This window comes from Sodalis ligni (assembly GCF_016865525.2).
Classification (GTDB): Bacteria; Pseudomonadota; Gammaproteobacteria; order Enterobacterales; family Enterobacteriaceae; genus Acerihabitans; species Acerihabitans ligni.
On sequence record NZ_CP075169.1, the window covers coordinates 2,703,862 to 2,727,846 of the forward strand.

At 56.6% G+C, this 23,985-nt stretch carries 17 protein-coding genes, 1 tRNA gene and 1 pseudogene; 6 read left to right on the forward strand and 13 right to left on the reverse strand.

What is annotated here, in order from left to right; all coding sequences use genetic code 11:
* Positions 1 to 113: 113 nt before the first annotated feature.
* From GTU79_RS12600 to hybO, 5 genes are read right to left on the reverse strand one after another with little or no spacing between them, the layout of a single operon-like run.
* On the reverse strand, positions 114 to 647 hold the full coding sequence (locus GTU79_RS12600; protein WP_203521671.1) for a HyaD/HybD family hydrogenase maturation endopeptidase: 534 nt from the start codon (positions 645 to 647) through the stop codon (positions 114 to 116).
* Positions 647 to 2,341 (reverse strand): hydrogenase 2 large subunit, encoded by a 1,695-nt coding sequence (gene hybC / locus GTU79_RS12605; protein ID WP_214514002.1) that lies wholly within the window; start codon positions 2,339 to 2,341, stop codon positions 647 to 649. Before hybC ends, GTU79_RS12600 begins: the two co-directional genes overlap by 1 nt.
* Complete coding sequence (gene hybB / locus GTU79_RS12610) at positions 2,319 to 3,527, reverse strand: Ni/Fe-hydrogenase cytochrome b subunit (RefSeq protein WP_203521669.1); 1,209 nt, start codon at positions 3,525 to 3,527, stop codon at positions 2,319 to 2,321. The genes hybC and hybB overlap by 23 nt, the downstream gene beginning before the upstream one ends.
* Positions 3,505 to 4,512, reverse strand: a complete 1,008-nt coding sequence (gene hybA / locus GTU79_RS12615) for a hydrogenase 2 operon protein HybA (protein WP_203521668.1) — start codon at positions 4,510 to 4,512, stop codon at positions 3,505 to 3,507. The genes hybB and hybA overlap by 23 nt, the downstream gene beginning before the upstream one ends.
* 3 nt (positions 4,513 to 4,515) lie before the next feature.
* Complete coding sequence (gene hybO / locus GTU79_RS12620) at positions 4,516 to 5,649, reverse strand: hydrogenase 2 small subunit (RefSeq protein WP_203521667.1); 1,134 nt, start codon at positions 5,647 to 5,649, stop codon at positions 4,516 to 4,518.
* A 731-nt stretch (positions 5,650 to 6,380) separates the two neighbouring features.
* Between hybO and mltB the strand changes: the two genes are divergently transcribed.
* From mltB to GTU79_RS12635, 3 genes are all read left to right on the forward strand, one after another.
* On the forward strand, positions 6,381 to 7,472 hold the full coding sequence (gene mltB / locus GTU79_RS12625) for a lytic murein transglycosylase B (RefSeq protein ID WP_203521666.1): 1,092 nt from the start codon (positions 6,381 to 6,383) through the stop codon (positions 7,470 to 7,472).
* 913 nt (positions 7,473 to 8,385) lie between these two features.
* Positions 8,386 to 10,560 carry a TonB-dependent receptor PqqU gene (gene pqqU / locus GTU79_RS12630; protein WP_214514003.1) on the forward strand — a complete coding sequence of 725 codons (2,175 nt, stop codon included), beginning with the start codon at positions 8,386 to 8,388 and terminating at the stop codon, positions 10,558 to 10,560.
* A 167-nt stretch (positions 10,561 to 10,727) separates the two neighbouring features.
* Positions 10,728 to 13,118: a glucose/quinate/shikimate family membrane-bound PQQ-dependent dehydrogenase gene (locus tag GTU79_RS12635; protein ID WP_203521664.1), complete on the forward strand. Its 2,391-nt coding sequence runs from the start codon at positions 10,728 to 10,730 to the stop codon at positions 13,116 to 13,118.
* Between the two features lie 56 nt (positions 13,119 to 13,174).
* Here the strand turns inward: GTU79_RS12635 and GTU79_RS12640 are convergent.
* The 3 genes and pseudogenes from GTU79_RS12640 to GTU79_RS12650 form a co-directional block, all read right to left on the reverse strand.
* Positions 13,175 to 13,249 (reverse strand) — tRNA-Gln (locus tag GTU79_RS12640).
* A gap of 343 nt (positions 13,250 to 13,592) precedes the next feature.
* Positions 13,593 to 15,014: a DASS family sodium-coupled anion symporter gene (locus GTU79_RS12645; protein ID WP_203521663.1), complete on the reverse strand. Its 1,422-nt coding sequence runs from the start codon at positions 15,012 to 15,014 to the stop codon at positions 13,593 to 13,595.
* A gap of 34 nt (positions 15,015 to 15,048) precedes the next feature.
* Positions 15,049 to 16,402: pseudogene (locus GTU79_RS12650) on the reverse strand (class-II fumarase/aspartase family protein).
* Between the two features lie 261 nt (positions 16,403 to 16,663).
* On the opposite strand from GTU79_RS12650, the gene GTU79_RS12655 reads away from it, so the two are divergent.
* Complete coding sequence (locus GTU79_RS12655) at positions 16,664 to 17,395, forward strand: GntR family transcriptional regulator (protein WP_203521661.1); 732 nt, start codon at positions 16,664 to 16,666, stop codon at positions 17,393 to 17,395.
* Between the two features lie 129 nt (positions 17,396 to 17,524).
* Here GTU79_RS12655 and GTU79_RS12660 read toward each other — a convergent pair whose 3' ends face one another.
* From GTU79_RS12660 to GTU79_RS12675, 4 genes are all read right to left on the reverse strand, one after another.
* On the reverse strand, positions 17,525 to 18,334 hold the full coding sequence (locus tag GTU79_RS12660; protein ID WP_203521660.1) for an SDR family NAD(P)-dependent oxidoreductase: 810 nt from the start codon (positions 18,332 to 18,334) through the stop codon (positions 17,525 to 17,527).
* A 117-nt stretch (positions 18,335 to 18,451) separates the two neighbouring features.
* Positions 18,452 to 19,411 carry an ABC transporter substrate-binding protein gene (locus tag GTU79_RS12665; protein WP_203521659.1) on the reverse strand — a complete coding sequence of 320 codons (960 nt, stop codon included), beginning with the start codon at positions 19,409 to 19,411 and terminating at the stop codon, positions 18,452 to 18,454.
* 30 nt (positions 19,412 to 19,441) lie between these two features.
* A complete protein-coding gene (locus GTU79_RS12670; RefSeq protein ID WP_203521658.1) occupies positions 19,442 to 20,500 on the reverse strand; it encodes an ABC transporter permease in 1,059 nt (352 codons plus the stop codon).
* Positions 20,501 to 20,504: 4 nt separating this feature from the next.
* Positions 20,505 to 21,329: an ATP-binding cassette domain-containing protein gene (locus GTU79_RS12675; RefSeq protein ID WP_214514004.1), complete on the reverse strand. Its 825-nt coding sequence runs from the start codon at positions 21,327 to 21,329 to the stop codon at positions 20,505 to 20,507.
* A gap of 222 nt (positions 21,330 to 21,551) precedes the next feature.
* Here GTU79_RS12675 and GTU79_RS12680 point away from each other — a divergent pair, with 222 nt between their 5' ends.
* Positions 21,552 to 22,583 (forward strand): LacI family DNA-binding transcriptional regulator, encoded by a 1,032-nt coding sequence (locus tag GTU79_RS12680; protein ID WP_214514005.1) that lies wholly within the window; start codon positions 21,552 to 21,554, stop codon positions 22,581 to 22,583.
* Positions 22,583 to 23,437 carry an amidohydrolase family protein gene (locus GTU79_RS12685; RefSeq protein WP_203521656.1) on the forward strand — a complete coding sequence of 285 codons (855 nt, stop codon included), beginning with the start codon at positions 22,583 to 22,585 and terminating at the stop codon, positions 23,435 to 23,437. The genes GTU79_RS12680 and GTU79_RS12685 overlap by 1 nt, the downstream gene beginning before the upstream one ends.
* Before the next feature lie 85 nt (positions 23,438 to 23,522).
* On the opposite strand, the gene GTU79_RS12690 is transcribed toward GTU79_RS12685, so the two are convergent.
* Positions 23,523 to 23,981, reverse strand: a complete 459-nt coding sequence (locus GTU79_RS12690) for an NADAR family protein (RefSeq protein WP_203521655.1) — start codon at positions 23,979 to 23,981, stop codon at positions 23,523 to 23,525.
* Positions 23,982 to 23,985 lie beyond the last annotated feature (4 nt).

The window sequence follows — 23,985 nt, forward strand, 5'->3', positions numbered from 1 at the left end:
TCAATCATGATGGGGCCAAGCACGCCGGTTTACTCTCGTTATCATCACTCATTCCGTTGTCCCGGCTCCGCTTTATGACAGCCGTAATGGGGTAATAATGTCCGCCGGCCGTTTCACCGCCCTGGCGGCATATTATCGCCGGCCGGTCCGTTGGCGGTTCGCTGACCGGCGTCGCGGGGTACCGCGTTCACCCCCGCCTGGGCCAGCAGCGCCAGGACATGGTTCAGCGCCGGTTCAATGGCGGCGCTTACCGTCGGCGTCAGGCCGATGCCCGGCGCCAGCGACTCGGGTTCTATGCCTACCAGCGTAAGCCGGCGCGGGAACTCATCCGTCAGGCGCAAAGCCGTCAAGACATCTGACAACCCCAGTTGATGGGGAGAAATTTTGCGGCTGAACAGCGCAGGCACTTCCGCGTCCCGTAGTACCGTCACGCTGCCCGGCGGGGCGCCGGTCAGTACCGCGTCGGCGACAATCAGGCTATCGCGGCCGGACATGATCTCCATCAGCGCCATGCCGGAGGTGCCGCCGTCCAGTATCTCCACCGGCGGCGACAGGATAAAACGCCGCTCCAGCGCCTCCACGACCCGTACGCCTACGCCTTCGTCCCCCAGCAGCAGATTGCCGATACCCAGAATCAGGATATTCATCACGCCGTCCGCACGGCGGTGACTTCCGCTCCGGTCGCATCCACGATATGCACCGCGCAGGCCATGCAGGGATCGAAAGAGTGTATGGTGCGCACCACTTCCAGCGGTTTGGCCGGGTCCGCCACCGGGGTTCCAATCAGCGAGCGCTCGTAAGGGCCGGGCTCGTCCTGGTTGCTGCGCGGGCTGGCGTTCCAGGTAGAAGGGACCACCGCCTGGTAGTTGGCGATTTTACCATCCTTGATCACCACCCAGTGGGAAAGCATGCCGCGCGGCGCTTCCACAAAACCCACCCCGCGAATCTCGCCGCTTTGGGGAATATCATGCTGGATAAAGGTCTCATGGTCGCCGTTGCCGATATTGGTCACCAGCGCCTGCCATTGCTGCGCCAGGGTTTCCCTCAGCACGCAGCAGTGCACGGCGCGGCCGACGATGCGGCCGGCTGTGGACGGTAATTGCTCGGGACCCAGCTCCAGGCCGCTGAGCCGCCGGAAGTCGGCGCCGATAAACGCCAGGTGCCTCTCGGTGGGTTCATGGCCGGCCGCCAGGCTGCACATCAGCCATGCCAGGGGACCCATTTCCACGGTTTTGCCATAAAAAGTGGGCGCCTTGACCCAGGAGTATTTGCCGTCGTCCTGCCAGCCGGTATAGTGGGGCCGGGTTAACCCCTCCCACGGCGCCAGCGGCTGGTCGTCCTGATACCAGGCATGCCGGGCGCTCTCCTCAATGCCTTTCATCAAATAAGGATCCCGGTGGCTGGCGATCGGGCGGAACGCGCCGTTCTCCAGGTAGCCCCCCGGCAGCAGGAATGTCTCCCCGCCGCCGTCAACCGGCAGTTCCGGGGCGCACAGGTAGTTGTCGGCGCCCTTGCCCAGGCTCAGCCACTGCGGATAATGGGCCAGGATCACCGCCGTATCCACCCGGTACACCTGCTCGATAAAGTCCCCCAGCCGGTCGATAAAGGTCTTGAGGTACATCAGGCGTTCCATGTTCAGCACGTTCGGCGCATCCAGGTTGATGGGATTGGCCACGCCGCCCACTGCCAGGTTCTGGATATGCGGCGTTTTACCTCCCAGCATCGCGACGATGCGGGTGGCGTCGCGCTGGCACTCCAATGCCTGCAGATAGTGCGCCACCGCGATGAGGTTCACCTCCGGCGGCAGCGCCATGGCCGGGTGGCCGCCGTAGCCGTTGGCGAAAATGCCCAGTTGGCCGCTGGCCGCCAAATCACGGATTTTCCCCTGTACGCGGGCGAACTCCGCCGCGCTGTTCAGCGGCCAGTCCGACAGCCCCCGCAACAGGTCTTCTGCTTTTTGCGGGTCGGCCTTCAAGGCTGAAACGATATCCACCCAGTCCAGGGCCGACAGTTGATAGAAATGCACGATATGATCGTGCAGGGTATGGGCCGCCAGAATGATATTGCGGATGTATTGCGCATTCGCCGGCACCGCCATGCCGAGGGTGTTTTCCACCGCCCGTACCGAGGCGATGGCATGTATGGTGGTGCAGACGCCGCAGATGCGCTGCACGATTATCCAGGCATCGCGGGGGTCCTTGCCCTGAAGGATTTGCTCCATGCCGCGCCACATGGTGCCGGAAGACCAGGCCTTAACCACCTTGCCTTGTTCGATTTCGCAGTCGATGCGCAAATGCCCTTCGATGCGGGTGACGGGATCAATGGTGATGCGCTGACTCATTATCAACCTCTGTCTGGTGATGATTATGTACCACAATATGGGCCGGCAGCACCGGCAATAGCCGAATCAATAAAATGTAGGCACACACCTCCATGGCCAGGAATCCGACGCTTATCAGGATTTCGCTGGCGGTGGGGAAATAGTGGTAACCGTTGCCGGGATCGAACGCCAGCAGCGAGTAGTCCATACGCCATAGCACCGCGCCGAGGATCATGCACAGCGCGCCGGTGAACAGCAGCCGCGCGTCGTGGCGGCTGACTTTAAGGTTAAAAATGATCAGAGGCAGCAACATCAACAGGATCTCGCACCAAAAGGAGAGGGCGTAGCGATCCAGATGCCAGAGATAGGCGGTTTTATGCCGGAACAGCAGTTCGCCGAACCTCAGCGCAATGAACAGGATAAGGAAAATATTGATAATCCGCGTCAGCCGGTAAAACAGCGAGGTCTCGCTGCCGCCGGCGCCCCGCAGGCCGGCCTGCACCAGGGAGCCTTCGAACACCACCATGGAAAAGCCCATGATAAAGGCGGTGAGCAGGGAGAACAGCGGCAGCATTTCATAGCTTTGCCACAGCGGATGCACCTTGTTGCCGGCGACGATCATCAGCGACCCCATGGAGGATTGGTGCATCATGGGCAGCAGCGCTCCCAGGCCGATGATAAAAAACATGATGCTGTTCAGCCGCTTGAGAGACACATGCCAGCCCAGGCGTTCCAGCGTCGCCGGCGCGAATTCCAGCGTCATGACGCCGATATAGACAGTCATGCAGACGGCGGTTTCAAACAGCACCGAGGAGGTGTTGAACTGCCCCGGCAACAGGATATAGGGCAGGTTCCAGTAACGGCCGAGATCGATGGTGATGGACAGCCCCCCCAAGGCGTAACCGAACAGGCTGGCCAGCAGCGCGGGCCGTACCAGGGGATGATACTCGCCGCGGTTAAAGACATAGACCGTCCAGGCCAGCGCCCAACCGCCGCAGGCCAGGCCGGTACCCACCAGCAGATCGAAGGCAATCCACAGGCCCCAGGGATAACCGCCGTTCAAATCGCTCACCGCGCCGATTCCCATGATCAGGCGTTTGACGATCATCAGGCCGCATAGCGCTACAAAGGGCGCCAGCAGCAGCACCGGCCAGGTCAGCAGCCGGCCTCCCAGCGGTTTTGCCTCATGCGTCGTTTTGATGGTCATTCTCCTTGTCCGGCGGGTCTTTTTTCATGTTGCGGTGTACCAGGGTGGTGATCCCCGCCAGCAGCGCCAGCGGGATCACCATGCCCTGATACAGGGTATGCTGCAGATGCTCGGAGCGTTCGCCGGTGGACAGGGGCGCCAGGGGCGGCAGATCCAGTCCGGCGAAGGGCACGCCCGCCAGCACCAGCACCTGGGTTCCGCCGCCCTCTGTCTCGCCGTAAATATGTGGGTTATAGCGGGCCGCCTGCCGTTCATAGGTATCATTGTCCGATAGCCGCTGCCGGGGATAGCGGTAGGTATCGCCGGCTTTCATTCCCAGGCGCCGTTTCGCTTCCGCCAGTAAATCCCGTCGCGTGCCGAAAATTACCGCGCCGGTGGGGCACACCTCCACGCAGCCGGGCAATTCGCCGCGATCCAGCCGCCCCAGGCCTGGCTGGTTGCACAGCTCACATTTATGGATCTTGCCCACCGGACTGTCGTAATCATATTTGGGCACGTCGAACGGACAGGCCACCATGCAATAACGGCAGCCGATGCACACCGACGGGTCATAATGCACCACGCCGGTGACCGGATGTTTTTGCAGCGCGGTGACCGGACACACGGAAACACAGTTCGGATCAACGCAATGCATACACTGTTTTTTGATGTAGGCGTAGCCGTTTTCCGTCTGGTCTTTGTGTTGGCCGCTGCCGCTGCTCCACACCTGAATAATATTGTTGGTGTAGGGACTGAGCTTATCGTTATTCGACCAGTTGGCCTCGCCGCCGGCATAGGGTCCGCCGTGGGGACGCCCATCGCTGTGATTTACCTGCTGGCACTTGCTGACGCAGGCCTGGCACCCGATACACAGAGTTGAATCGTACAGCATGCCCAAGGCGCTTGGGATCGGCGCTTTGTTTTGCGCCGCTCCCTGGCCGGTTGCCGGGATGGCGGCCATCAGGACTCCCCCTGAGGCCAGTTTGAAGAAGTGACGTCTGTTCACGGCTTATTTCCCCCGCGGCGTACGGTCGTCATCTTCGCGATGCTGTTTCTGCTGTCGCCCCAGCTCCCGCACCGTCATCAGGCTGACTCCCGCCACCACTCCCACCACGCCGCCAATCAGTCCCATGGCGGTGAGGGAAATCTTTCCACCTTCGGTTTTGTGTACCGCGGGTTTATCCACCCGCGGGGTGGGATTGGCGACGTCGGCCAATTGGGAAATGCCCTTGGTGAAGCCTACCCCCTTCTCGTTGCAGCCGTAGCAGGGATGGCCGATGCCCACCGGCCAAATTCCTCCCCCCACATCGCAAAATTGCAGGGTGGAACAGTTGCCGTAGGTTTCCGGTCCTTTGCAGCCGAGATGGTAGAGACACCAGCCCTGCCGGTGGCCCTCGTCGCCGAACCGCCGGGCAAAGCGGCCGGCGTCGAAATGCGGGCGGCGTTCGCAGTTTTCATGGATCAGCCGGCTGTAGGCGAAGGCGGGCCGATTCAGGCTATCCAGAGCCGGAGGACGCTGCCAGGTAATGATATGGGCCACCGTCGCCAGGAAATTATGGGGATTGGGCGGACAACCCGGGATATTGATCACCGTTTTGCCGGGCAGGGCCTCCTGCAGGCTGGCGGCGCCGGTGGGATTGTCCCCTGAGGAGGGCACGCCGCCCCAGGCGGAGCAGGAGCCGATGGCGATAATCGCCGCCGCGTTTTGTGCCGCGGCGCGGATGTGTTCCACCACCGGTTTACCGGCCACCATGCAGTAAATCCCGCCGTCCTTGAGGGGGATGGAGCCGTCCACCACCAGAATATATTTTCCCCGATATTGCGCCATGGTCTGCTGTTTATTCTGCTCGGCCTGTTCGCCGAAGGCGGAGGAAAGCACCTCGTGATAATCCATCGAGATAACGTTCAACAGCAGATTTTCCAGGGTCGGGTGTGTGGCGGCCAGCAGCGCTTCCGTACAGCCGGTACACTCCTGGGCGCCGATCCAGATAACCGGCGGCCGGTGGGGGGAACTTACCGAGAGCGCCATTTCGGCGGCGGCCTTGGTGCTGAGCCCCATGGTGGCGGCCAGAGCCCCACAGAGTTTCATAAAATCACGGCGGTTGATACTCTTCTGGGAAAGCAGCTGATTTTCCCCGGCCATGTTTATCATCCTTATTGTTCTAGTTTTTCCGCGCCTGTGGCGATGGCTTTATGAGCGAGCTGCCAATTTAATACCCGGGAATCCTTCACACGTTAATCTGCATCAAATAAAATGAGGTTTTCCTATATTAATTTCATTTAATCTAGTGGGTGACAAAGGAAATGATTTTTGTTGAGTGATAAAAGCAATTTTAAAATATTTTCTGAGTGCTAAATCGTGCCAGCTAATTTTTAATGCCATTTATCAAAGAGAACCTCGACTGAGGGCATAGCTCTGTCGGAAAAGCCGCTTAAGAGGCTTATTAACTTAAAAACAACATGATACTATTAATATGAGAGTTTTATCATCTGCAACTCAAATTATTTAGGATAAGGCGCCTGGGAATAGCCTATCGCGCTTCATTAATGCATGGCCTTTGAATGAACAAAAGACCGGGGAATGGCATTTTATCGCTCATCGTTCAGCGGAAAGGGTGGGTGGATTTCTTAATTGAATAAGTCCAGACGATGGGCAGACCCTAAATTAAAGCTATTTGATCTCTATAATACGGAATAATTTACATTAGTGATAATTTACCTGCGGACGGCTACACCCTAGTCGTTTATGACCGTTTTCGCCAAAATGTTACAGCATGTTCCTGCCAGGGGCTCAATGACATATTTCGGTTTTTTCGTCCATGACAATGGCTTACCATAACACACACTTCAACTTGCCTGGTCTATGGATACCCGATGCGTTACCTGGCTGCATTAGTGCCTTTGTTCGCTTTACTCTCCGCCTGTAGCAGTAAACCGGTGCCACCCGCCCAAGCGCCGCTGAGCACCGCTTCGCCGGGCGGTTTTCTACTCCAGCCTGATCACAGCGGCCTGCTGGCAAACGGCGATTTCGCCGCCGACCCGGCGGTGGACCGCTTTGTGGATAAAATGGTGGCCGAACACGGCTTCGAAAGGCAACAGCTCCATGACGTTTTGGCTCAGACCAAACGATTGGATTATGTCCTTCGGCTGATGGATCAGCAGGCGCCGTCAGGGCCGCCGTCAACCATCCCCAACGGCGCCTGGCTTCGCTACCGCGGCAAGTTCATTACCCCCGACAACGTGCAAAACGGGGTGGCTTTCTGGAATCAATATGAAGATGCACTGCAGCGGGCCTATCAGGTTTACGGCGTACCGCCGGAGATCATTGTCGGCATCATCGGCGTGGAAACCCGCTGGGGCAGGGTGATGGGCAAGACCCGCACCATTGATGCCCTGGCCACGCTGGCTTTCGCCTATCCGCGGCGCGCCGACTATTTTGCCGGTGAACTTGAAACCTTCCTGCTGATGGCGCGCAGCGAAGGGGATGATCCGCTCTCCCTGCGCGGTTCCTATGCCGGCGCCATGGGCTACGGCCAGTTTATGCCGTCATCCTTCAAGAGTTATGCGGTGGATTTCGACGGCGACGGCCATATCAACCTGTGGGACCCGGTGGATGCCATCGGCAGCGTTGCCAATTACTTCCAGGCGCACGGCTGGACGCGCGGCGGCACGGTGGCGATACCGGCCGTCGGCCAGGCCCCGGGATATGGTCAGGGTTACGATACCCGCTACTCTGTCTCCACCCTTGCTGCGGCCGGACTCAGTCCGCAGGGTTCGCTGCAGAATTATCAGGAGGCCAGCCTGCTGCGGCTGGATCTCGGCAACCGCTATCAATATTGGTACGGCCTGCCGAATTTCTATGCCATTACCCGCTATAACCACAGCACCCATTACGCCATGGCGGTATGGCAACTGGGCGAGGCGGTAAACCAGGCGCGCCAGGGCAATATGCTGGCGTCGAACTAATCGCCTTAGCGGACAAACCGGGGCGGATTGCCCTGGTTTTTATCGCTTGGGACAGGATGATGTAGAGAAGTTTTACAAGGACGCGCCGGGGAAAAGTTGAAAGTGATATTAAAGGATATATGCTGGAAGGATATTATTGTTAATGCAGTGACTCTCCGTTTAAATTAAAATTCACAGAGATGCTTAAAATTATAGCTTAATAAGTAAAGTATGCAGCGAGCAGCCGGTTATTTAGGATATATCCTAAATCCTCTTATTTTATTATTCACAAATAAAGGGCAAAAAAAGACCCTGCCTTTTAAAGCATAAGCCCTATCACCAGATGAACAGGGCTACGGCCTTGCGGCCTTAGCCCCACTATTCAATTATTTCTTTCTTTTATCAGAGGCTTGAGTTGCTTCTGCTGCTGCTTTTCGTTAGCGGCCGGTTTTGGTTCTTCTGCTGATCGTTACCCTTAGCAGAACCTGATTTAGCATTTTGTCATTCTTGGACATTCTATATACCTTGCATAGTAAGGTCGTTCCGACATTGGAACTTTCCTCTGGGCATATCATGTGCCTTTGAAAAATTATTTCAAGCGCTATGAGAGGGAGAAATGAAATTATTTTATTGTGGAAAAATTCGGCGGTCACTATTAAATTGCCGGTTTTGCCAATAAGACGGTAATGTTATAAAACCTGTGGAATTTTTAATGATGGTAATAATTTTAAGCTAACAGTGAATTGGACGGATCCTGAAAACAATCGAAGTCAACCGTATTATTGTGCTTAAAACACAGCAAGTTGAAAAACTCTTTCTATACTTTAGCCGTATTGATGCGTTTTCAACGCCGTAGAGACACGGCGTCTGGGTGGCTTTCCTCGGTCCTGGCGACATTGAGAAGCGTAAATGAAGTTTTAACTCTCATCATTGAATGACTCCATTGAAGACAAAGACGGCTTTTTTATTAACCCCGATGTTTCTGTTACAGCCTGTAACCCTCTGTTTTGCGCAATCCGCCCCGCTTGCCGCCGGGCCCGGCGACAAAGCATCGCAATCCACTACCATCATGGTTATCCAGCGGCCCGGCGGGCTGTCGGAACTCTACACACCGGCGTCGGTCAGCGTGGTGAACGGCGAGGACCTGCGCGGCGACCGGCCAAGGGTGAACCTGTCGGAAGGCTTGGGCAGCGTGCCGGGCCTGCAAATTCAGAACCGGCAAAACTATGCGCAGGATCTCCAGCTGTCGGTGCGCGGTTTCGGCAGCCGATCCACGTACGGCGTGAGCGGTGTGCGCATCTATGTTGACGGCATCCCGGCCACCATGCCTGACGGACAGGGGCAGACGTCGAATATTGATCTTAATTCGGTGGATAAAATCGAGGTGCTGCGCGGTCCCTATTCCGCGTTGTACGGCAATGCCTCCGGCGGCGTGGTGAACGTGGAGAGCCAGTCCGGATCCCAGCCTGATACCCTTGAGGCCGGCACCTATTACGGCAGCTACGGCACCTGGCGCAATAGCGTCAAGGCTACCGGAGCCACCGGCGACGGCACCCGTGCCGGTGACGTGAATTACGCGGTATCCGCCTCGCGTTTTACCACCCAGGGTTACCGCGACCACAGCGGAGCGCAGAAAAACCTGGGCAACGCCAAGCTCGGAGTCCGTTTGGATGACGCCAGCACGCTGACGCTGATGTTCAATAGCCTGTCCGTGGATGCCAACGATCCGGGCGGACTGACGGAAGACGAGTGGCATGACAATCCCCGGCAGTCGCCGCGGGGGGAGCAGTACGATACCCGCAAATCCATCGTTCAGACCCAGGCCGGCCTGCGTTATCAGCGCCAGATAAGCGATAACGATGAACTCTCGGTGATGGCTTATCACGGTGAGCGGCATACCACCCAGTATCAATCCATCCCCATGGCGACGCAGCTCAGTCCCACCCAGTCCGGCGGCGTGATCGTGCTTGAACGGAAATACCAGGGCATCGATACCCGCTGGAAACATGAAGGCAGCATGGGGCCGGTACCGGTGACCTTCACCGGCGGACTGGATTATGAAACCATGACCGAACGGCGCCAGGGCTTTGAAAATTTTATTGAGCAGGACGGCGCCCCGGATTACGGCGAGAAGGGCGACCAGCGGCGGAACGAGAAAAACCGCATGTGGAACCTGGACCCCTATCTGCAGACCACCTGGAAACTCGCCCCGCGCTGGACGCTGGATGCCGGGCTGCGCTACAGCACGGTGAATTTTGATTCCCATGATTACTACATCACCGCGGGCAACGGCAATGACAGCGGCAGCGCCCGTTATCACAAGCTTTTGCCCATGGGCTCGCTGAATTATGCCCTCAGTCCCGGTTGGAATCTTTACTTCTCCGCCGGCCGCGGCTTTGAAACGCCTACTATCGACGAACTCTCCTATCGGCCCGACAGCCTGCCGGGACTCAATACCGGCCTGAAGCCCACCACCAGCGACACCTTCGAGCGGGGCACTAAAAAACGCATCGGCAACGGGCTGGTGACCGCCGCCCTGTTTCAGACCAATACCGACAATGAACTGGTGGTGGCACAGAGCCTCGGCGGGCGTACCAGCTATACCAACGCCGGAAAAACCCGCCGTCGCGGCGTCGAGCTGTCGCTGGATCAGCAGTTCGCGCTCAACTGGCAGCTTAAAATGGCCTGGACCCTGCTGGATGCCACCTACCGTAACGACACCTGCGGTTCGGGCCAGTGCAGCGCGGATGAGGTGGTTCCCGCGGGCAACCGACTGCCGGGGATCGCCCGCAACATGGGCTACGCCTCGCTGCAGTGGCTACCGGAACAGGGCTGGCATGCCGGCGCCGAGATTCGCTATATGAGCGATATCCAGGCCAACGATGCCAATACCGCGCAGGCGCCGGCCTATACCGTAACCAGTCTGGATACCGGTTATCGTTTTATCTGGGACCGGTGGTCGCTAGACCTGTTCAGCCGGGTGGATAACCTGTTCGACCGGCGTTATGTGGGCTCGGTCATCGTCAATGAAGGCAACGGCCGCTATTTTGAACCGTCGCCCGGCCGCAACTGGGGCGGCGGACTGAATCTGGCCTACCGTTTTGAGTAACGCAGGACCCGGCGGACCGGGATAAAGTCTGAAAACCGCCCTGTTATTCACGGCGGCCGGGGCCAATCGGCAGTGCCCAAAGGAATAATTAGCTATCAAATGAGTTTTTTTGGCAATTTGTCTTACGCTTAACATCGATGAAGTTAAATCTTAGTAAGGTTACTATTATGGAAGAGAAGGGATGGGGTTCACGGCTGCTGATTATCATAACGGTATTGTTTGCCGCGCTCAGCGGCCTGTATCTGTTGATTGGCGGCATTTGGCTGCTCACACTGCACGGCTCTGGGTATTATATTATCGCCGGCCTGGTGATGCTGCTCACCGCCTGGCTTCTGTACCGGCGCCGGACGTCGGCCCTGCTGCTCTATGCGGTTTTCCTGCTCGGCACCACGTTTTGGGGCCTGTGGGAAGTCGGTTCTGATTTCTGGGCGCTGACGCCGCGTCTGGATGTGGTCTTTTTCTTCGGCCTGTGGTTAACGCTACCCTTTATTTATCACGCGCTGGTGGTGAGAGGCGGCGGAGCGCGGGTCGCCCTGTTGGCTTCGCTGCTGGTGACCGTGGTGGTGCTGGTGTATTCGGTTTTCAACGATCCCCAGGAGATCAACGGTACCCTGAGCGCCGATCAGACCGCCGCCGCCGCGAAAGCGGCTTCTGCTATTCCTGACGGCGACTGGCCGGCGTACGGTCGTACCCAGGAAGGGACGCGCTACTCCCCGCTGACGCAAATCAATGACAAAAACGTCGGCCAGCTAAAGGAAGCCTGGACATTCCGCACCGGTGATTTGAAAACCGCCAGCGATCCGCTGGAGTTCACCAGCGAGGTTACGCCGATCAAGATCCGCGATACGCTCTATCTGTGTACGTCGCACCAGAAGCTGTTCGCACTGGACGCGGCCACCGGCAAAGAAAAATGGACTTTCGATCCCAAACTCAAGAGCGATCCTTCCTTCCAGCATGTGACCTGCCGCGGCGTGTCTTATCATGAAACCCCGGCAGCGGCGCAGTCTAACGCCCAGGCCGCGGCTCCGGCCCTGTGTTCCCGGCGTATCCTGCTGCCGGTGAACGACGGCAATCTGTATGCCCTGGATGCACAGACCGGCGCGCTTTGCCCCGGTTTCGGCGATAACGGCAAATTGAACCTGCAAAATAATATGCCGAACGCCAAGGCCGGCGCCTATGAACCTACCTCGCCGCCCGTGGTGACTGATAAAGTCATCGTGGTGGCCGGTGCGGTCACGGATAACTACTCCACCCGTGAGCCCTCCGGCGTCATACGCGGTTTTGACGTGGACAGCGGCAAGCTGTTGTGGGCATTCGACCCCGGCAGCAAGGACCCCAATCTGCTGCCGGAAGGGCCGCAGCTGTATACGGCGAATTCTCCCAACTCCTGGGCTCCGGCCGCCTATGACGCGCAGCTGGATTTGGTCTATTTGCCCATCGGCGTGGAAACCCCCGACATCTGGGGCGGCAACCGCACCCCGGATATGGAACGGTACGCCAGCGGCATGCTGGCGCTGAACGCCACCACCGGCAAACTGGCCTGGTTCTATCAGACAGTCCACCACGATCTGTGGGACATGGACGTGCCGGCGCAGCCGACCCTGGCGGACATTAACGATGAGAACGGCAACAAAGTCCCGGTGATTTATGTGCCGGCGAAAACCGGCAATATTTTCGTCCTCGATCGCCGCAACGGCCAACTGGTGGTTCCCGCGCCGGAAACGGCGGTACCGCAAGGGGCGGCTAAAGGCGATCACGTCGCGTCCACCCAGCCGTACTCCGATCTGACTTTCCGGCCCAAACAGAACATGACCGACAAGGATATGTGGGGCGCCACCATGTACGATCAACTGGTGTGCCGCGTGATATTCCACCGTCTGCGTTACGAGGGACCGTTTACGCCGCCCTCCGAGCAGGGCACCCTGGTCTTCCCGGGCAATCTGGGCATGTTCGAATGGGGTGGTATTTCGGTTGATACCGACCGGCAGGTGGCGGTGATGAATCCCATGGCGCTGCCGTTTGTCTCCAAGCTTATCCCGCGCGGGCCGGGCAATCCCATTGAACCCGACGCCAATGCCAAGGGAAGCGGCACCGAAACCGGCGTGCAGCCGCAATACGGTATTCCTTACGGCGTGACGCTGAACCCGTTCCTGTCGCCCCTGGGTTTACCCTGCAAGCAGCCGGCCTGGGGTTATATGGCGGCTCTTGACCTGAAGACCAACGAGGTTGTGTGGAAAAAACGCATCGGTACGGTACGGGACAGCTCGCCGCTGCCGCTGCCGTTCAAGATGGGTATGCCGATGCTGGGGGGACCGATTTCCACCGCCGGCAACGTGGCCTTTATCGCGGCCACCGCCGATAATTATCTGCGCGCCTACAATGTCGCCAATGGGGATATGCTGTGGCAACAACGCCTGCCGGCGGGCGGCCAGGCGACGCCCATGACCTATGAAGCAAACGGTAAGCAATATGTGGTGATTTCAGCCGGCGGCCACGGCTCTTTCGGCACCAAGCTGGGGGATTATATTATCGCCTACGCCCTGCCGGACGCTAAATAACCCTGATGAAAAGTACACCCCCGTATAAAAACGGGGGTGTTTCTGCTGCAAAAAAATGGACGGGATGGAAGGATTCGAACCCCCGTTCGTGGAATCAAGATCCACTGCCTTAACCCCTCGGCTACATCCCGCCGCTTCGGCATTGCGGTAAATGACAGGCCGTCATCGTCCGTTGAGACCCCGTATCCTGCATTGCCCATAGCATGCCAAACAGCAAAACCGATGGTAATAGGATAACGCTTGTCTTCGGTTTTTGCAGCGGCATTCTGCCAGAGCGTGATCCGCCTCCTGCGAAGGGAGGCGGATCACGCTCTGCATCCCTCCGGATAATTCCATCCGCAACGCCTGGCGGGCAATCATCGTCCATTGAAGCGAGTATCCAAACGTTGGCCAATGGAAATCATGGGGGGCGACATCAGGGGCGGCAACCCAGGCCCCGGTTACGGGGGAAATGCTTCCGATTCCGGTGAAGGATTAATAATAGCCCAGCAGCTTCCACCAGAACAACCCGACGATAAAGGTCAAAACGACATTGAACGTGACGATGCAAAAGTTGATTTTATAAAAGCGCGGCCGTTCGAAGTAACCTTGGGCGAAATAAATGGGGCCGGGTCCGCCGCCATATTCGGTATTACCCCACATCAGATTACTGAAAATGCCGAAACAGATGGCCACCATCATCGGCGGCGCGCCGGCGGCAATGGCCGTTGCGGCAAAAGGCGCGTACAGCGCGGCAACATGTCCGGTGGCGGTGGCGAATAAATAATGCACATAGATGTAAATGACGCCCAAAATGACAAAGGTGCCCATAGCGCCCAAGCCATGGATGACACTGCCCAGATGAGCCGTTATCCATTTGATGAAACCCAGATCCGATAACCCCGTAGCCAGGCTGATGATCACGCCGAACCAGATTACCGTATCCCAGGCGGCGTAGTCTTTCAGCAGGTCCTTCCAGTCAACCGCGCGGGTGGCGAACAGATAGGCCGCCAGCCCAAGACCTATCGTGGTCGCCGACAGGCCGGTCAACAGGCTGGTGCCCCAACCGACAAGCGCCAGAATAAATCCGAACGCCACTTTTTTCTCCGCCAGCACCATCGGGCCTAATTCGGCAAGGGCGCGGCGGCCCATCTGTTTTGCCTCCGGGGTGCGTTTCAGTTCCGGATTCAGCATTTTGTACACCAGCAGCGGCATCAGGCAGAAACAGACCATGGCGGGCACTACCGCGGCGATAAACCAGCCTCCCCAGGTGATATTGATACCCAGGGATGTTTTCGCCAGGCTGCCGGCCAGTGGATTTGCCGCCATGCCGGTGAGAAAAATGGCCCCGGTGATCGGCGTAAACTGAAAGCAGACCATGGTAAGAAAATCGCCGATTTTTTTACCGGTCGCACCGGGCGCCGATCCCAGTACGCTATTAATGGAACGGGCGATTGGAAATATGATGCCGCCTGAACGCGCGGTCACCGAAGGCATGGCGGGGGACATGATAAGATCGGAAATGCCCAGGGAATAGGCGATGCCCAGACTGCTGCCGCCGAACAGCGACAGCATCTTATAAGCAATCCGCTTGCCCAAGCCCGAGGTAACAAACCCCAACGACAGGATATAGGCGCAAAAAATCAGCCATACGGTGCCGTTGGCGAAGCCTGACAACGCCTGTGCTTCCGTTAGCGTTCCGGTAAAGATCGCCACGCAGACGGCAACCATCATCACCGCACCGGACGGTAGCGGCTGGGTCAGGATAGCGGCAATGGTGGCGGCAAAAATGGCCAGCATGTGCCATGCCTTCGGTGTCAGCCCCATAGGAATGGGGAGCAACCATATAACCACGCCAATTAAAATAGGAATCGTAACAGCAATAAGCGATTTCTTTTTAGATGATTCATATGACATATTATCTCCTTATTCATGCACACGAATGTCTATATCAGGAATGTCGCTTGGCGGAACTCTCCAATACCCGATCGACCATTTGTGCGGCCATGCCCAGGTAATTGGCGGGGTTGGTCAGCTGTTCAATAAGATTGGGATCAAGACGGTTTGAAACGGCGGGCATGGCATTAAGTACATCGGCGAGGCGGCCGCCTTTTTCATTCACGACGCGGCAGGCGTCATAAACGATATCGTGGGCGTCCTGACGACCGATAAAAGGCGCCAAACCCATCATCACCGCTTCCGCCACGATAAGCCCGTTGGTCATATCGAGGTTTTTCGCCATGGCTTTTTCATCCACGATAAGGCCGCCGAGCATGAATTTAGCCTGATGTAACGCACCCGCCGCGAGAATGAAGCTATCCGGAATGGCGATCCATTCCGCATGCCAGGGTCCGGTTGCCCGTTCCAAATCCTGAACCATGGCGTCAAGCATCAAGCCCGCCTGCTGGCGAACGCCTTTGGCACAGGCCAACATCAATTCACTTGAGATGGGATTACGTTTCTGCGGCATGGTGCTGCTGGCGCCGCGGCCTGTGACAAAAGGTTCATACAGCTCGCCAAACTCATTGGCCGCCAGCAGCATGACGTCAAAGGCTATTTTTCCCAATGAGCCGGTGATGATACCCAGCAGGTTCACCGCCTCCGCAAAGCCGTCCCGCGCCACGTGCCAAGTGGAGACCGGTATGCCAAGGCCAAGCTCTTCCATCATGGCTTTTTGCACCGCCAGTCCTTTATCGCCCAAGGAGGCCAGGGTGCCCGCCGCACCGGCGAATTCCCCCACCAGCACGCGGGGACGGGCCTGCGCCAGGCGTTCCCCATGGCGATCGAACATATCGAGCCAAATGGCGGCTTTGTATCCGAAGGTTATCGGCAGCGCCTGCTGTAAATGCGTGCGGCCCGCCATCGGCGTATCGCGATAGCGTTTCGCCAGTCCGGCAAGGATTTTGCGTAACGCTCCGATATCCGATGCAATCAAATCAAACGCATCGCGCAGCTGTAAAACAACGGCGGTATCCATAATGTCCTGCGTCGTGGCGCCCCAATGCACATAACCGCCATGCTTTTCGGCCTGTTTGGCAATCTGATGTACCAAGGGCAAAATGGGATAACCGACGATTTCCGTTTCATTGCGTAATAGATCAAAATCAAGGGTATCCGCGTTGCACTCAGCCGCGATTTCGTCCGCGGCCTCCTGGGAATCACCCACACTGCGCTTCGGCCTTCGCCAGGGCGATTTCCACTTCAACATATTTGCGAATCAGCTCGCGATCGTCGAAAATGGCCCGCATTTCGGGGGTACCGAAAGAATCGCGAAAAAGAATAGAATCAATAACATTCGATGCCATAATGTTTCCTATATAAAATGATTAGAGCAGCGAGAAGGGAATCAAGGGTGATCTTAACCCAAAGATCCCGTATCGGGTTTATTGTGACCGCTATCGCCGCATGTTATGTTTAACAAACAGTTAATATCATTATAAGTACGTACATGTTTAAATGTACGTACTTATAAAAAGTACGTATACGTTAAGATGTACGGACATTTGATGAAAGTGTTTTGTGATTATTGTTTGACCAGGATCAATAACAATGAAGACAAGTGACCTATGAAAGAATCTCTCTATCAGCGTGTCGCCCGGGAACTGGTACAGAATATTGCTTCCGGCAAGTATTTACCGGGTTCGCTACTGCCGTCCGAACTGGAGCTATGCGAACAATTCAACGTCAGCCGGCACACCATACGGGAGGCTCTGCGCGAGCTGACGGCGCTTGAATTGGTGTCGCGCCGGAAAGGCGTCGGCACGCTGGTTGTGCCGAAGGGCGATGAAAACGGCCATAGCCATTCATTGGCGTCTTTGGAAGATTTATTGACGCTGGCGAAAACCAATCTGCGCGTCGTCAAAAAAATAGATGAAATCGTCGCCGATGACGAGCTGGCGCAGACCATTGGCTGCCGGCCAGGTTCGCGCTGGCTGCATATTGCCAGTATCCGCGAAGACAGTAAGAAGAAAGACGCGCCGATTTGCTGGACCGACAGCTACGCCAGCCCCGATTATGCCAAAGTGCGCCAACTGGTCCGCAGCGATCCGTTTTCATTGATCAGCGACCTGATTGAAAAGCACTACGGCATCAAAAGCGAAGAAGTCAGGCAGACCATTACCGCTATCGGCGTACTGCCGAAAATGGCGAAAGCCCTGGGCGTCGAGCCTGGTTCACCGGCCATGAGGATCGTCCGCCGCTATATCGATATTTCAGGTAATACCTTTGAAACCACGGTGTCTGTCCATCCGGCGGAAAGATATACCTGTTCGATTGTGCTGAAACGGCAAAAAAAATGACGGGGCGGTTTGACGGGACGCGGCGTGCCATAGCGGATCGGTTGAAGCCGTGAGGCGACCGGGTGATGGATCGGGTATTCCTTTGTTACATTCAGCCCCTGAGTCGGGGCCGAATGTTGATAACGCAGGTTAATCCGGACTTAAGGTTTTTTTCGTGAAGAACTGCGTCCGGTCATTAAAATCTTTGCTTTCCGGCAGGATCTGCCCCCCGTCAACCACAATCGTGGTGCCGGTGATATAAGACGCTCCGGAAGAAGCCAGGAAGACCGCGGCGGCGGCCACGTCTTCCGGACTGCCTAAACGTCCCAGGGGAATGGATTCTTCCATATTGCTGATAAAACTTTGGCTACGGCCCGCGGTTAACCCTTCGGTGATGATATTGCCTGGTTCGATACCGTTCACCGTAATGCCGTAGGGCGCGAATTCCAGCGCGGCGGAGCGAATCAGGCCATTGATGCCCGCCTTGCTCGCCCCATAGGCCCCCACGCCCGGATTGGCCACCCGCGGCCCGGTGATGGACGAGGTGAAAATCATGCGGCCGCCTCCCTGCGCCCGCATAACCGGCAGGCAGGCCTGCATGGCCAGGAAGGTCCCGGTCAGATTTACCGTCAAGACATGCTGCCACTGCTCGAGGGATAGCTCTTCCAGCAGACAGGAGGGATAAATGCCGGCGTTTTGCAGCAGAATATCCACCTTGCCAAAGCGGCGGACCGCCAAGGCCGCCAACTGGTCCATATCGTTTTTGCTGGCGACGTCGGCATACTGGAATACCGCTTTGTCTTCGCCCAGTTCACGGGCCAACTGCCGGCCGCGCTCACTGTCGATATCCCCCAACACAACACAACAGCCCTCGCGGGAAAAACTGCGGGCCATCGCCAGGCCAATTCCCTTGGCCGCTCCCACAATAATGGCTACGCGATCTGCTAAATCACTTTCCATTAAGAATCCACCTTAATAACAAATTTACGCTGTCCATTTTAATCGCTCGATATTGATAAATTCATCGATTAAAACCTGCGGCTGGTTTAACAAACTCGCTGTAACTGACGTGAGGCATCAAGACTTGCAACTGGTCTGGTAAAAATATTGACGCACCGCCGGATCATTGATGTTTTTCTGCGTGGCAATCACAAAAGGCAACAGGTTATCATGGGGCACCTGCGCTTTATTGATTTGCTTACGGGCAAGTTCCGCGGCTAATTTCACGGACTGATATCCCATCTGGTAGGGCTGTTGAATAATCAGCGCATCGTAAATGCCGTCTTTCAAATCACGGATCTCCTGCGGATCCCCATCAAAGGAAATGAGTTTAACCGTACCGCGTTTACCCGCTTCCATAATGGCCGAGGAGGCGCCGGTGGCGGCGGCGGAATGGGTCACATAGACCCCTTTGAGATCGGGATTGGCCTGCAGGGCCGCCGCCACTTGCTGCGCCGCTTTGGTGGAACTGGTTTCGGGATAGATAACCGGCAGGAGTTTTGCCTGCGGATACTCTTTCTTGAAGGTATCTGTAAAACCCTTCACCCGCGCATCGATATCCGGTAATCCGGGACGCATCCCCACCGCCAAAAATGTTCCGCTGACGCCCGCCACTTCCGCCATGGCCTTGGCCGCGGCGACCCCGCCCAGATAGTGGTTGGACTGGATGCTTTGCGTCTCCACCGGCTTATTCAGCGGCGCATCCACCGTAATGACCGGCGTGCCTTGCTTTTCCAGCTCCGCAACCTGGGTAATCAGGGCGTTGCCGTCGGTGGGGGCCAGGACAACCGCCGCCGGGTGCAGCTGTAAGGCCGCATCGATAAAGGGCTGTTGCAGCGCAATATCCCAATCCGGCGGGCCGTTCCAGCTCAGCGCCACGTTAAATTCCTTGGCGGCCTTTTGCGCGCCGCACTGCATGGTTGAATAAAAAGGTATCCCCACCTGACCGGGCAGGAAGGCAATATTCACCGGTTTTTCCGCCAGCGCGGACCCTGAAGCCAATAAGGCGGCAATACATATTCCCAGGCGTAAATTCATGGCACTTTCCTTTACATGTTGAGAGGGGGTTTAAACGCTGCGTTGACGGTTACGCTGATCGATATACACGGCCACAATCACAATCAGTCCAACAACGATGAGTTGGTAAAAGGAATCCAGTCCCATAATGACCAGTCCGGTACTGAGTACTACCGGTATCAGGGTACCGATAACGGTGCCCGACATTGAGGCGATGCCGCCGAACAGGCTGGTGCCGCCGATGACCGCCGCCGCCACCGCCTGCAGATTATCGGTTTGATGGCCGCCGATATTGGTGGTGGCGAAGCGGGAGATATCCAGTACGGCGGCAACGCCGCATAACAATCCCATCAGGCCAAAGAGATACAGAGAATGGGAATTGATATCTATCCCCGCGCGCCTGGCAGCGTTAGGGGAAGAGCCCAGCGCCAGCGTATGGGTGCCGAACCGGGTTTTGGATAAGATGTACCAGAGCAGGCAAACGATAATCAGCGACACCGCCACCGGCAGGGGAATCACGCCGAAAATCTTGTTGGTGGCAAATGAAATCTGCAATACGCGCGGAATGTCGGGAACATTGGCGCCGTGCGTGATAACCAGGGCGATACCCAGACCCACGGTGGTGGTGGCGAGCGTCACCAGAAACGAGCTGATTTTCAGCCGCGTCACCACCAGACCGTTAATCAGCCCGAACAGGGTTCCGGTCAGCAGCGCAACGGCCACGCCGGCGATGATGGCCACCGTCAAATTGGGATAATCCCCCATGGCGACTTGATCGGGGCTACCGGCAAGTCCGGTAATGGTTTTTGCCGCCAGGATCGAAGACAACACCACGTTGGCCCCCACCGACAGGTCAAATTCCCGTGAACCCAGCAAGAAGGTCATACCGGCGGCAAGCAGCACCAACTGGGAGGCATTGAGGGCAATGGTAAAAAAATTGCTGACGCTGAAAAAAGCATGATTGGGGGAAATCAGCGAAAAGATAAATACCAGGCCCAGCAATATCAACAGCATCCAGAACGCGGTATGTTCACATAACCTGGAGAACCAGGTGGAACGGTCGGTACTGGCCAATGGGGACAGATTTTCTTCATGGGTCGGTGCGCTCATTGTGTTACCTCTTTTGCGCCAAGCATGACATCCACCACATCGCGCACGGTGACGTCGCAGGGGAGCAGATTCGCAATGGCCCTGCCTTGGCGCATGACGATAATGCGATCGGCGATTTCCAGCACCTGCGGTAAATCATGGAAATCAACAGCACCGCCAGATTGCGCTTGGCCGCCGCACGAATGGCCCGATAAACCATTTCCCGCTGCAATGTGCCCAGTGCCGCCGTGGGTTCATCCAGCATGATTGCGTGACGCGCCCACTTGATGGCCCGGGCAATGGCCACCCCTTGACGCTGGCCGCCGGAAAGACTTTTGGTGGTGGTACGGTAGGTTTTCAACGTCACCCCCAGCTCGCGCAGGGTTTCCGCGGTACTGGCCTGCATGGCGGCCCGGTCCAGCATGCCGAGCGTGCCGCGCCAGCCGGCTGCCGGCAGCTCGCGGCCCAGATAGACGTTCTCCCCCACCGACAAATCAGGGGCGAGGGCCAAATCCTGATAGACCGTTTCGATACCATATCGTTGGGCGTCCTGGGTCAAACGCAGCCGCACTTCCTTGCCGTTAACGCAGAGCTGGCCGCCGTCAGGAATATGCTCCCCGCATAGCACTTTCATAAAAGTGGATTTCCCCGCCCCGTTATCTCCGACGATGGCGGTAATTTCACCGCGGAACAGCGAAACCGATACTCCACGCAAGACATTGAGAGAACCGAAATTCTTCACAATATCGATGGCCTGCAGCGCCGCCTCGTGATGAAGAAGCGTTGGCGGAGGTGAGGCTCCCGCAGTACCGGACTGCGTCGGTAACGACCCTGATTGTGAAAACGTCATATTCAAGTTCCTACTCAGAAAGTAAGCAGTGAGTAAAAAAATCCCTGTTTAGGGTGTTGAGTAATCGATTACGTTAATCGATTACGTTATAATTAGGGGCGGGTCATAAAAGTGTCAAGAATTATTTGAAAATGCCCGGCTATTTACTTTTCGCATCGCTTGTGCGATGCAGTAGGGATCGAGGAAAAGGGGGATGGTGTGAAAGGGCGGAAGAAACCAACAATGCAGGATGTCGCTTTCGAAGCGGGCGTTTCATCGGCGACGGTCTCACGGGTGCTGGCCGGCTTGAAAGCCGGTACCTCGGAGGCCACCGCGCTACATGTGCTGCAGACCGCCAGACAACTGGGTTATGTCGTCAATTCAGTGGCCGCCAGTTTGCGCAAGGAAAAAACCTATTCCGTCGGCCTGATTTTAGCGGATATCGCCAACCCCTTTTTTGCCGGACTGGCCCGTGGAGTGGAAGACATTCTGCGGCCGGAGGGATTTAGCATATTGCTGGCCAATACCGACAACAAGGTAGAGGAAGAGACGCGGCTGCTCAGGCTGATGATGGAAAAACAGGTGGACGCCGTGATCATGTCCAGTTCAGCCAGTACCAACGATCATATTTTAAGCGCCATGGCACATGGTCTGAAAGTTATCCTGGTTGACAGCGAGATTAAAGACACGGCGGTGGATACCATTGTGGTGGATAACCGGCAAGGGGCGCAAAACGCCATCGATTATCTTATCCGGCAGGGTCATGAAAATATCGCCATCGTCACGGGCTCCCTGCAGGCCTCGTTTGACCAGGAACGGCTGGCTGGTTATTACGACGCGTTCAGCGCCCAGGGTCTTACCGTGCCGGAGCATCTGATTTTTTCCAGTGATTCCACCTATGAGGGCTGGCGCCGGGCGGTGAAATCCCTATTGCAAAATAACCGGGATATCAGCGCGTTTTTTATTACCAATAATCTGATGACCATGGGCACCATCACCGAACTGGTTGAACAGGGATTTATCATTCCCGATGATTTTTCCCTGGTGGGTTTCGATGATATGGAATGGTATTCGATTTTCAAACCGGCGATTACCGCCATCAGGCAGCCCATTTACCAATTAGGCCGAATAGCGGCGGAGCGTTTATTGAAAACCTTGTCCGCCGATATTCCGCCTTCCCCTGAACGGATTGTGCTTAATACGGAATTATTACTGCGCAATAGCGTTGCGTCCCGGCCTGTTCATCCCGATATCTCACTGCAGGAGAAAAAGTAATGCCTGGTTTCCCCTTGATAGACGCCCACGTGCATTTTTACGACCAGCGGCAGTTGGACTATCCTTGGCTGAACGATGTGCCGCAGATTCAGGGACGGTACATGCCGGATGATTATTCCCTGGCCTGCGGCGGCGTCGAGGTCGAAAAAATGATTTTCATCGAGGTGGATGTCGCCCAGCATCAAAAGCTGGATGAAGTCCGGTTCGTGGAGCAACTGAGGGGGGAGGATCCCCGCATCGCCGCCATTGTCGCTTGCGCCGCGCTGGAAAAAGGGGCCGCGGTGGAAGAGGAGCTTGAGCGGCTGGCTGAAATCGGGGCGGTGCGCGGCATCCGCCGGCTGCTCCAGTATCATGAGGAACCGGACTACTGCCTGCGGCCCAATTTTATCGAAGGGGTACAGCGGCTGGCAAAGTTCGATTTCAGCTTTGATATCTGCATCCGCCATCACCAGTTGGCCAGCGCCACCGAACTGGTGCGCCGCTGCCCGAACGTCAGGTTCGTGCTCGATCATATCGCCAAACCGGATATCGCCGCCGGGCTCTATACGCCCTGGGATAAACAAATAGCGGCCATCGCCGAATTACCCAACGTGGTGTGCAAAATCACCGGCGTCACCACCGAAGCCGATCGCAGGAACTGGACCCTGGCGCAAATCCGGCCCTATATCGAGCACGTTATCGAACAATTCGGTTTTTCGCGGATACTGTTCGCCAGCGATTGGCCGGTGCTTAATCTTGGCGCCGACTATCCCCGCTGGGTGGCGGTGATGGATGAGATTTTGACCGGATGTTCAGACCAGGAACGGCGGCGGTTTTATCGCGAAAATGCCGCATCCGCCTATAAGCTGAGTTGAAAAAGGCTTATTTCAATAAAGCATAGTTTGAATCAAAAGAGTGGACGAAGCGTCGCTTTTTTAAAATAACCTTCGCCGGTGCGGCTTATTTTTCGCTGCGATAAGCCGCACGCAGCGCCATTAAAATTTTGCCCAGCCGGTTTTCTCCCTGGCCCTGATATTCTCCCCAAAAGCGGGCTACCTCGCCGTCAATGGGGGAACACTCCGCTAATTTACGATCCCCGGTGGCTAATAAACACTGCTTTAAATCCTCCGCGCCGTCGAATTTAGCCCTAACGATGGAGGACATCACCTCGACACAAATGTTTGCCCAGTCCGGCACCGTTTCTTCTTCGGACAGGGCATCGCCGGCCACCGCCGCCAGCTCAGGCGTTGGCGCCTGTTTTAGCCAGTTTTTCATCCGAGGGGACAGCGCTTTTTCGACCTGGAAAGCATGCTCCGGTGTGTCATATTCCGTGCCGGCAAACACCAGCGGGCGAGGGTGCAGGTTGCTGAGAAAGCAAAATTCTCCCCGCCGCGGATCGTAAAAATAAATGGTGTCCATATAT

What these genes read in the sequence shown, in the direction of transcription:
- GTU79_RS12600 (WP_203521671.1), bottom strand. Translation starts at nt 647, where the DNA reads ATGAATATCCTGATTCTGGGTATCGGCAATCTGCTGCTGGGGGACGAA.
- GTU79_RS12635 (WP_203521664.1), top strand. Translation starts at nt 10,728, where the DNA reads ATGGAAGAGAAGGGATGGGGTTCACGGCTGCTGATTATCATAACGGTA.
- hybO (WP_203521667.1), bottom strand. Translation starts at nt 5,649, where the DNA reads ATGGCCGGGGAAAATCAGCTGCTTTCCCAGAAGAGTATCAACCGCCGT.
- GTU79_RS12680 (WP_214514005.1), top strand. Translation starts at nt 21,552, where the DNA reads ATGCAGGATGTCGCTTTCGAAGCGGGCGTTTCATCGGCGACGGTCTCA.
- GTU79_RS12660 (WP_203521660.1), bottom strand. Translation starts at nt 18,334, where the DNA reads ATGGAAAGTGATTTAGCAGATCGCGTAGCCATTATTGTGGGAGCGGCC.
- hybC (WP_214514002.1), bottom strand. Translation starts at nt 2,341, where the DNA reads ATGAGTCAGCGCATCACCATTGATCCCGTCACCCGCATCGAAGGGCAT.
- GTU79_RS12655 (WP_203521661.1), top strand. Translation starts at nt 16,664, where the DNA reads ATGAAAGAATCTCTCTATCAGCGTGTCGCCCGGGAACTGGTACAGAAT.
- GTU79_RS12670 (WP_203521658.1), bottom strand. Translation starts at nt 20,500, where the DNA reads ATGAGCGCACCGACCCATGAAGAAAATCTGTCCCCATTGGCCAGTACC.
- hybB (WP_203521669.1), bottom strand. Translation starts at nt 3,527, where the DNA reads ATGACCATCAAAACGACGCATGAGGCAAAACCGCTGGGAGGCCGGCTG.
- GTU79_RS12690 (WP_203521655.1), bottom strand. Translation starts at nt 23,981, where the DNA reads ATGGACACCATTTATTTTTACGATCCGCGGCGGGGAGAATTTTGCTTT.
- GTU79_RS12685 (WP_203521656.1), top strand. Translation starts at nt 22,583, where the DNA reads ATGCCTGGTTTCCCCTTGATAGACGCCCACGTGCATTTTTACGACCAG.
- GTU79_RS12665 (WP_203521659.1), bottom strand. Translation starts at nt 19,411, where the DNA reads ATGAATTTACGCCTGGGAATATGTATTGCCGCCTTATTGGCTTCAGGG.
- pqqU (WP_214514003.1), top strand. Translation starts at nt 8,386, where the DNA reads ATGACTCCATTGAAGACAAAGACGGCTTTTTTATTAACCCCGATGTTT.
- mltB (WP_203521666.1), top strand. Translation starts at nt 6,381, where the DNA reads ATGCGTTACCTGGCTGCATTAGTGCCTTTGTTCGCTTTACTCTCCGCC.
- GTU79_RS12675 (WP_214514004.1), bottom strand. Translation starts at nt 21,329, where the DNA reads ATGACGTTTTCACAATCAGGGTCGTTACCGACGCAGTCCGGTACTGCG.
- GTU79_RS12645 (WP_203521663.1), bottom strand. Translation starts at nt 15,014, where the DNA reads ATGTCATATGAATCATCTAAAAAGAAATCGCTTATTGCTGTTACGATT.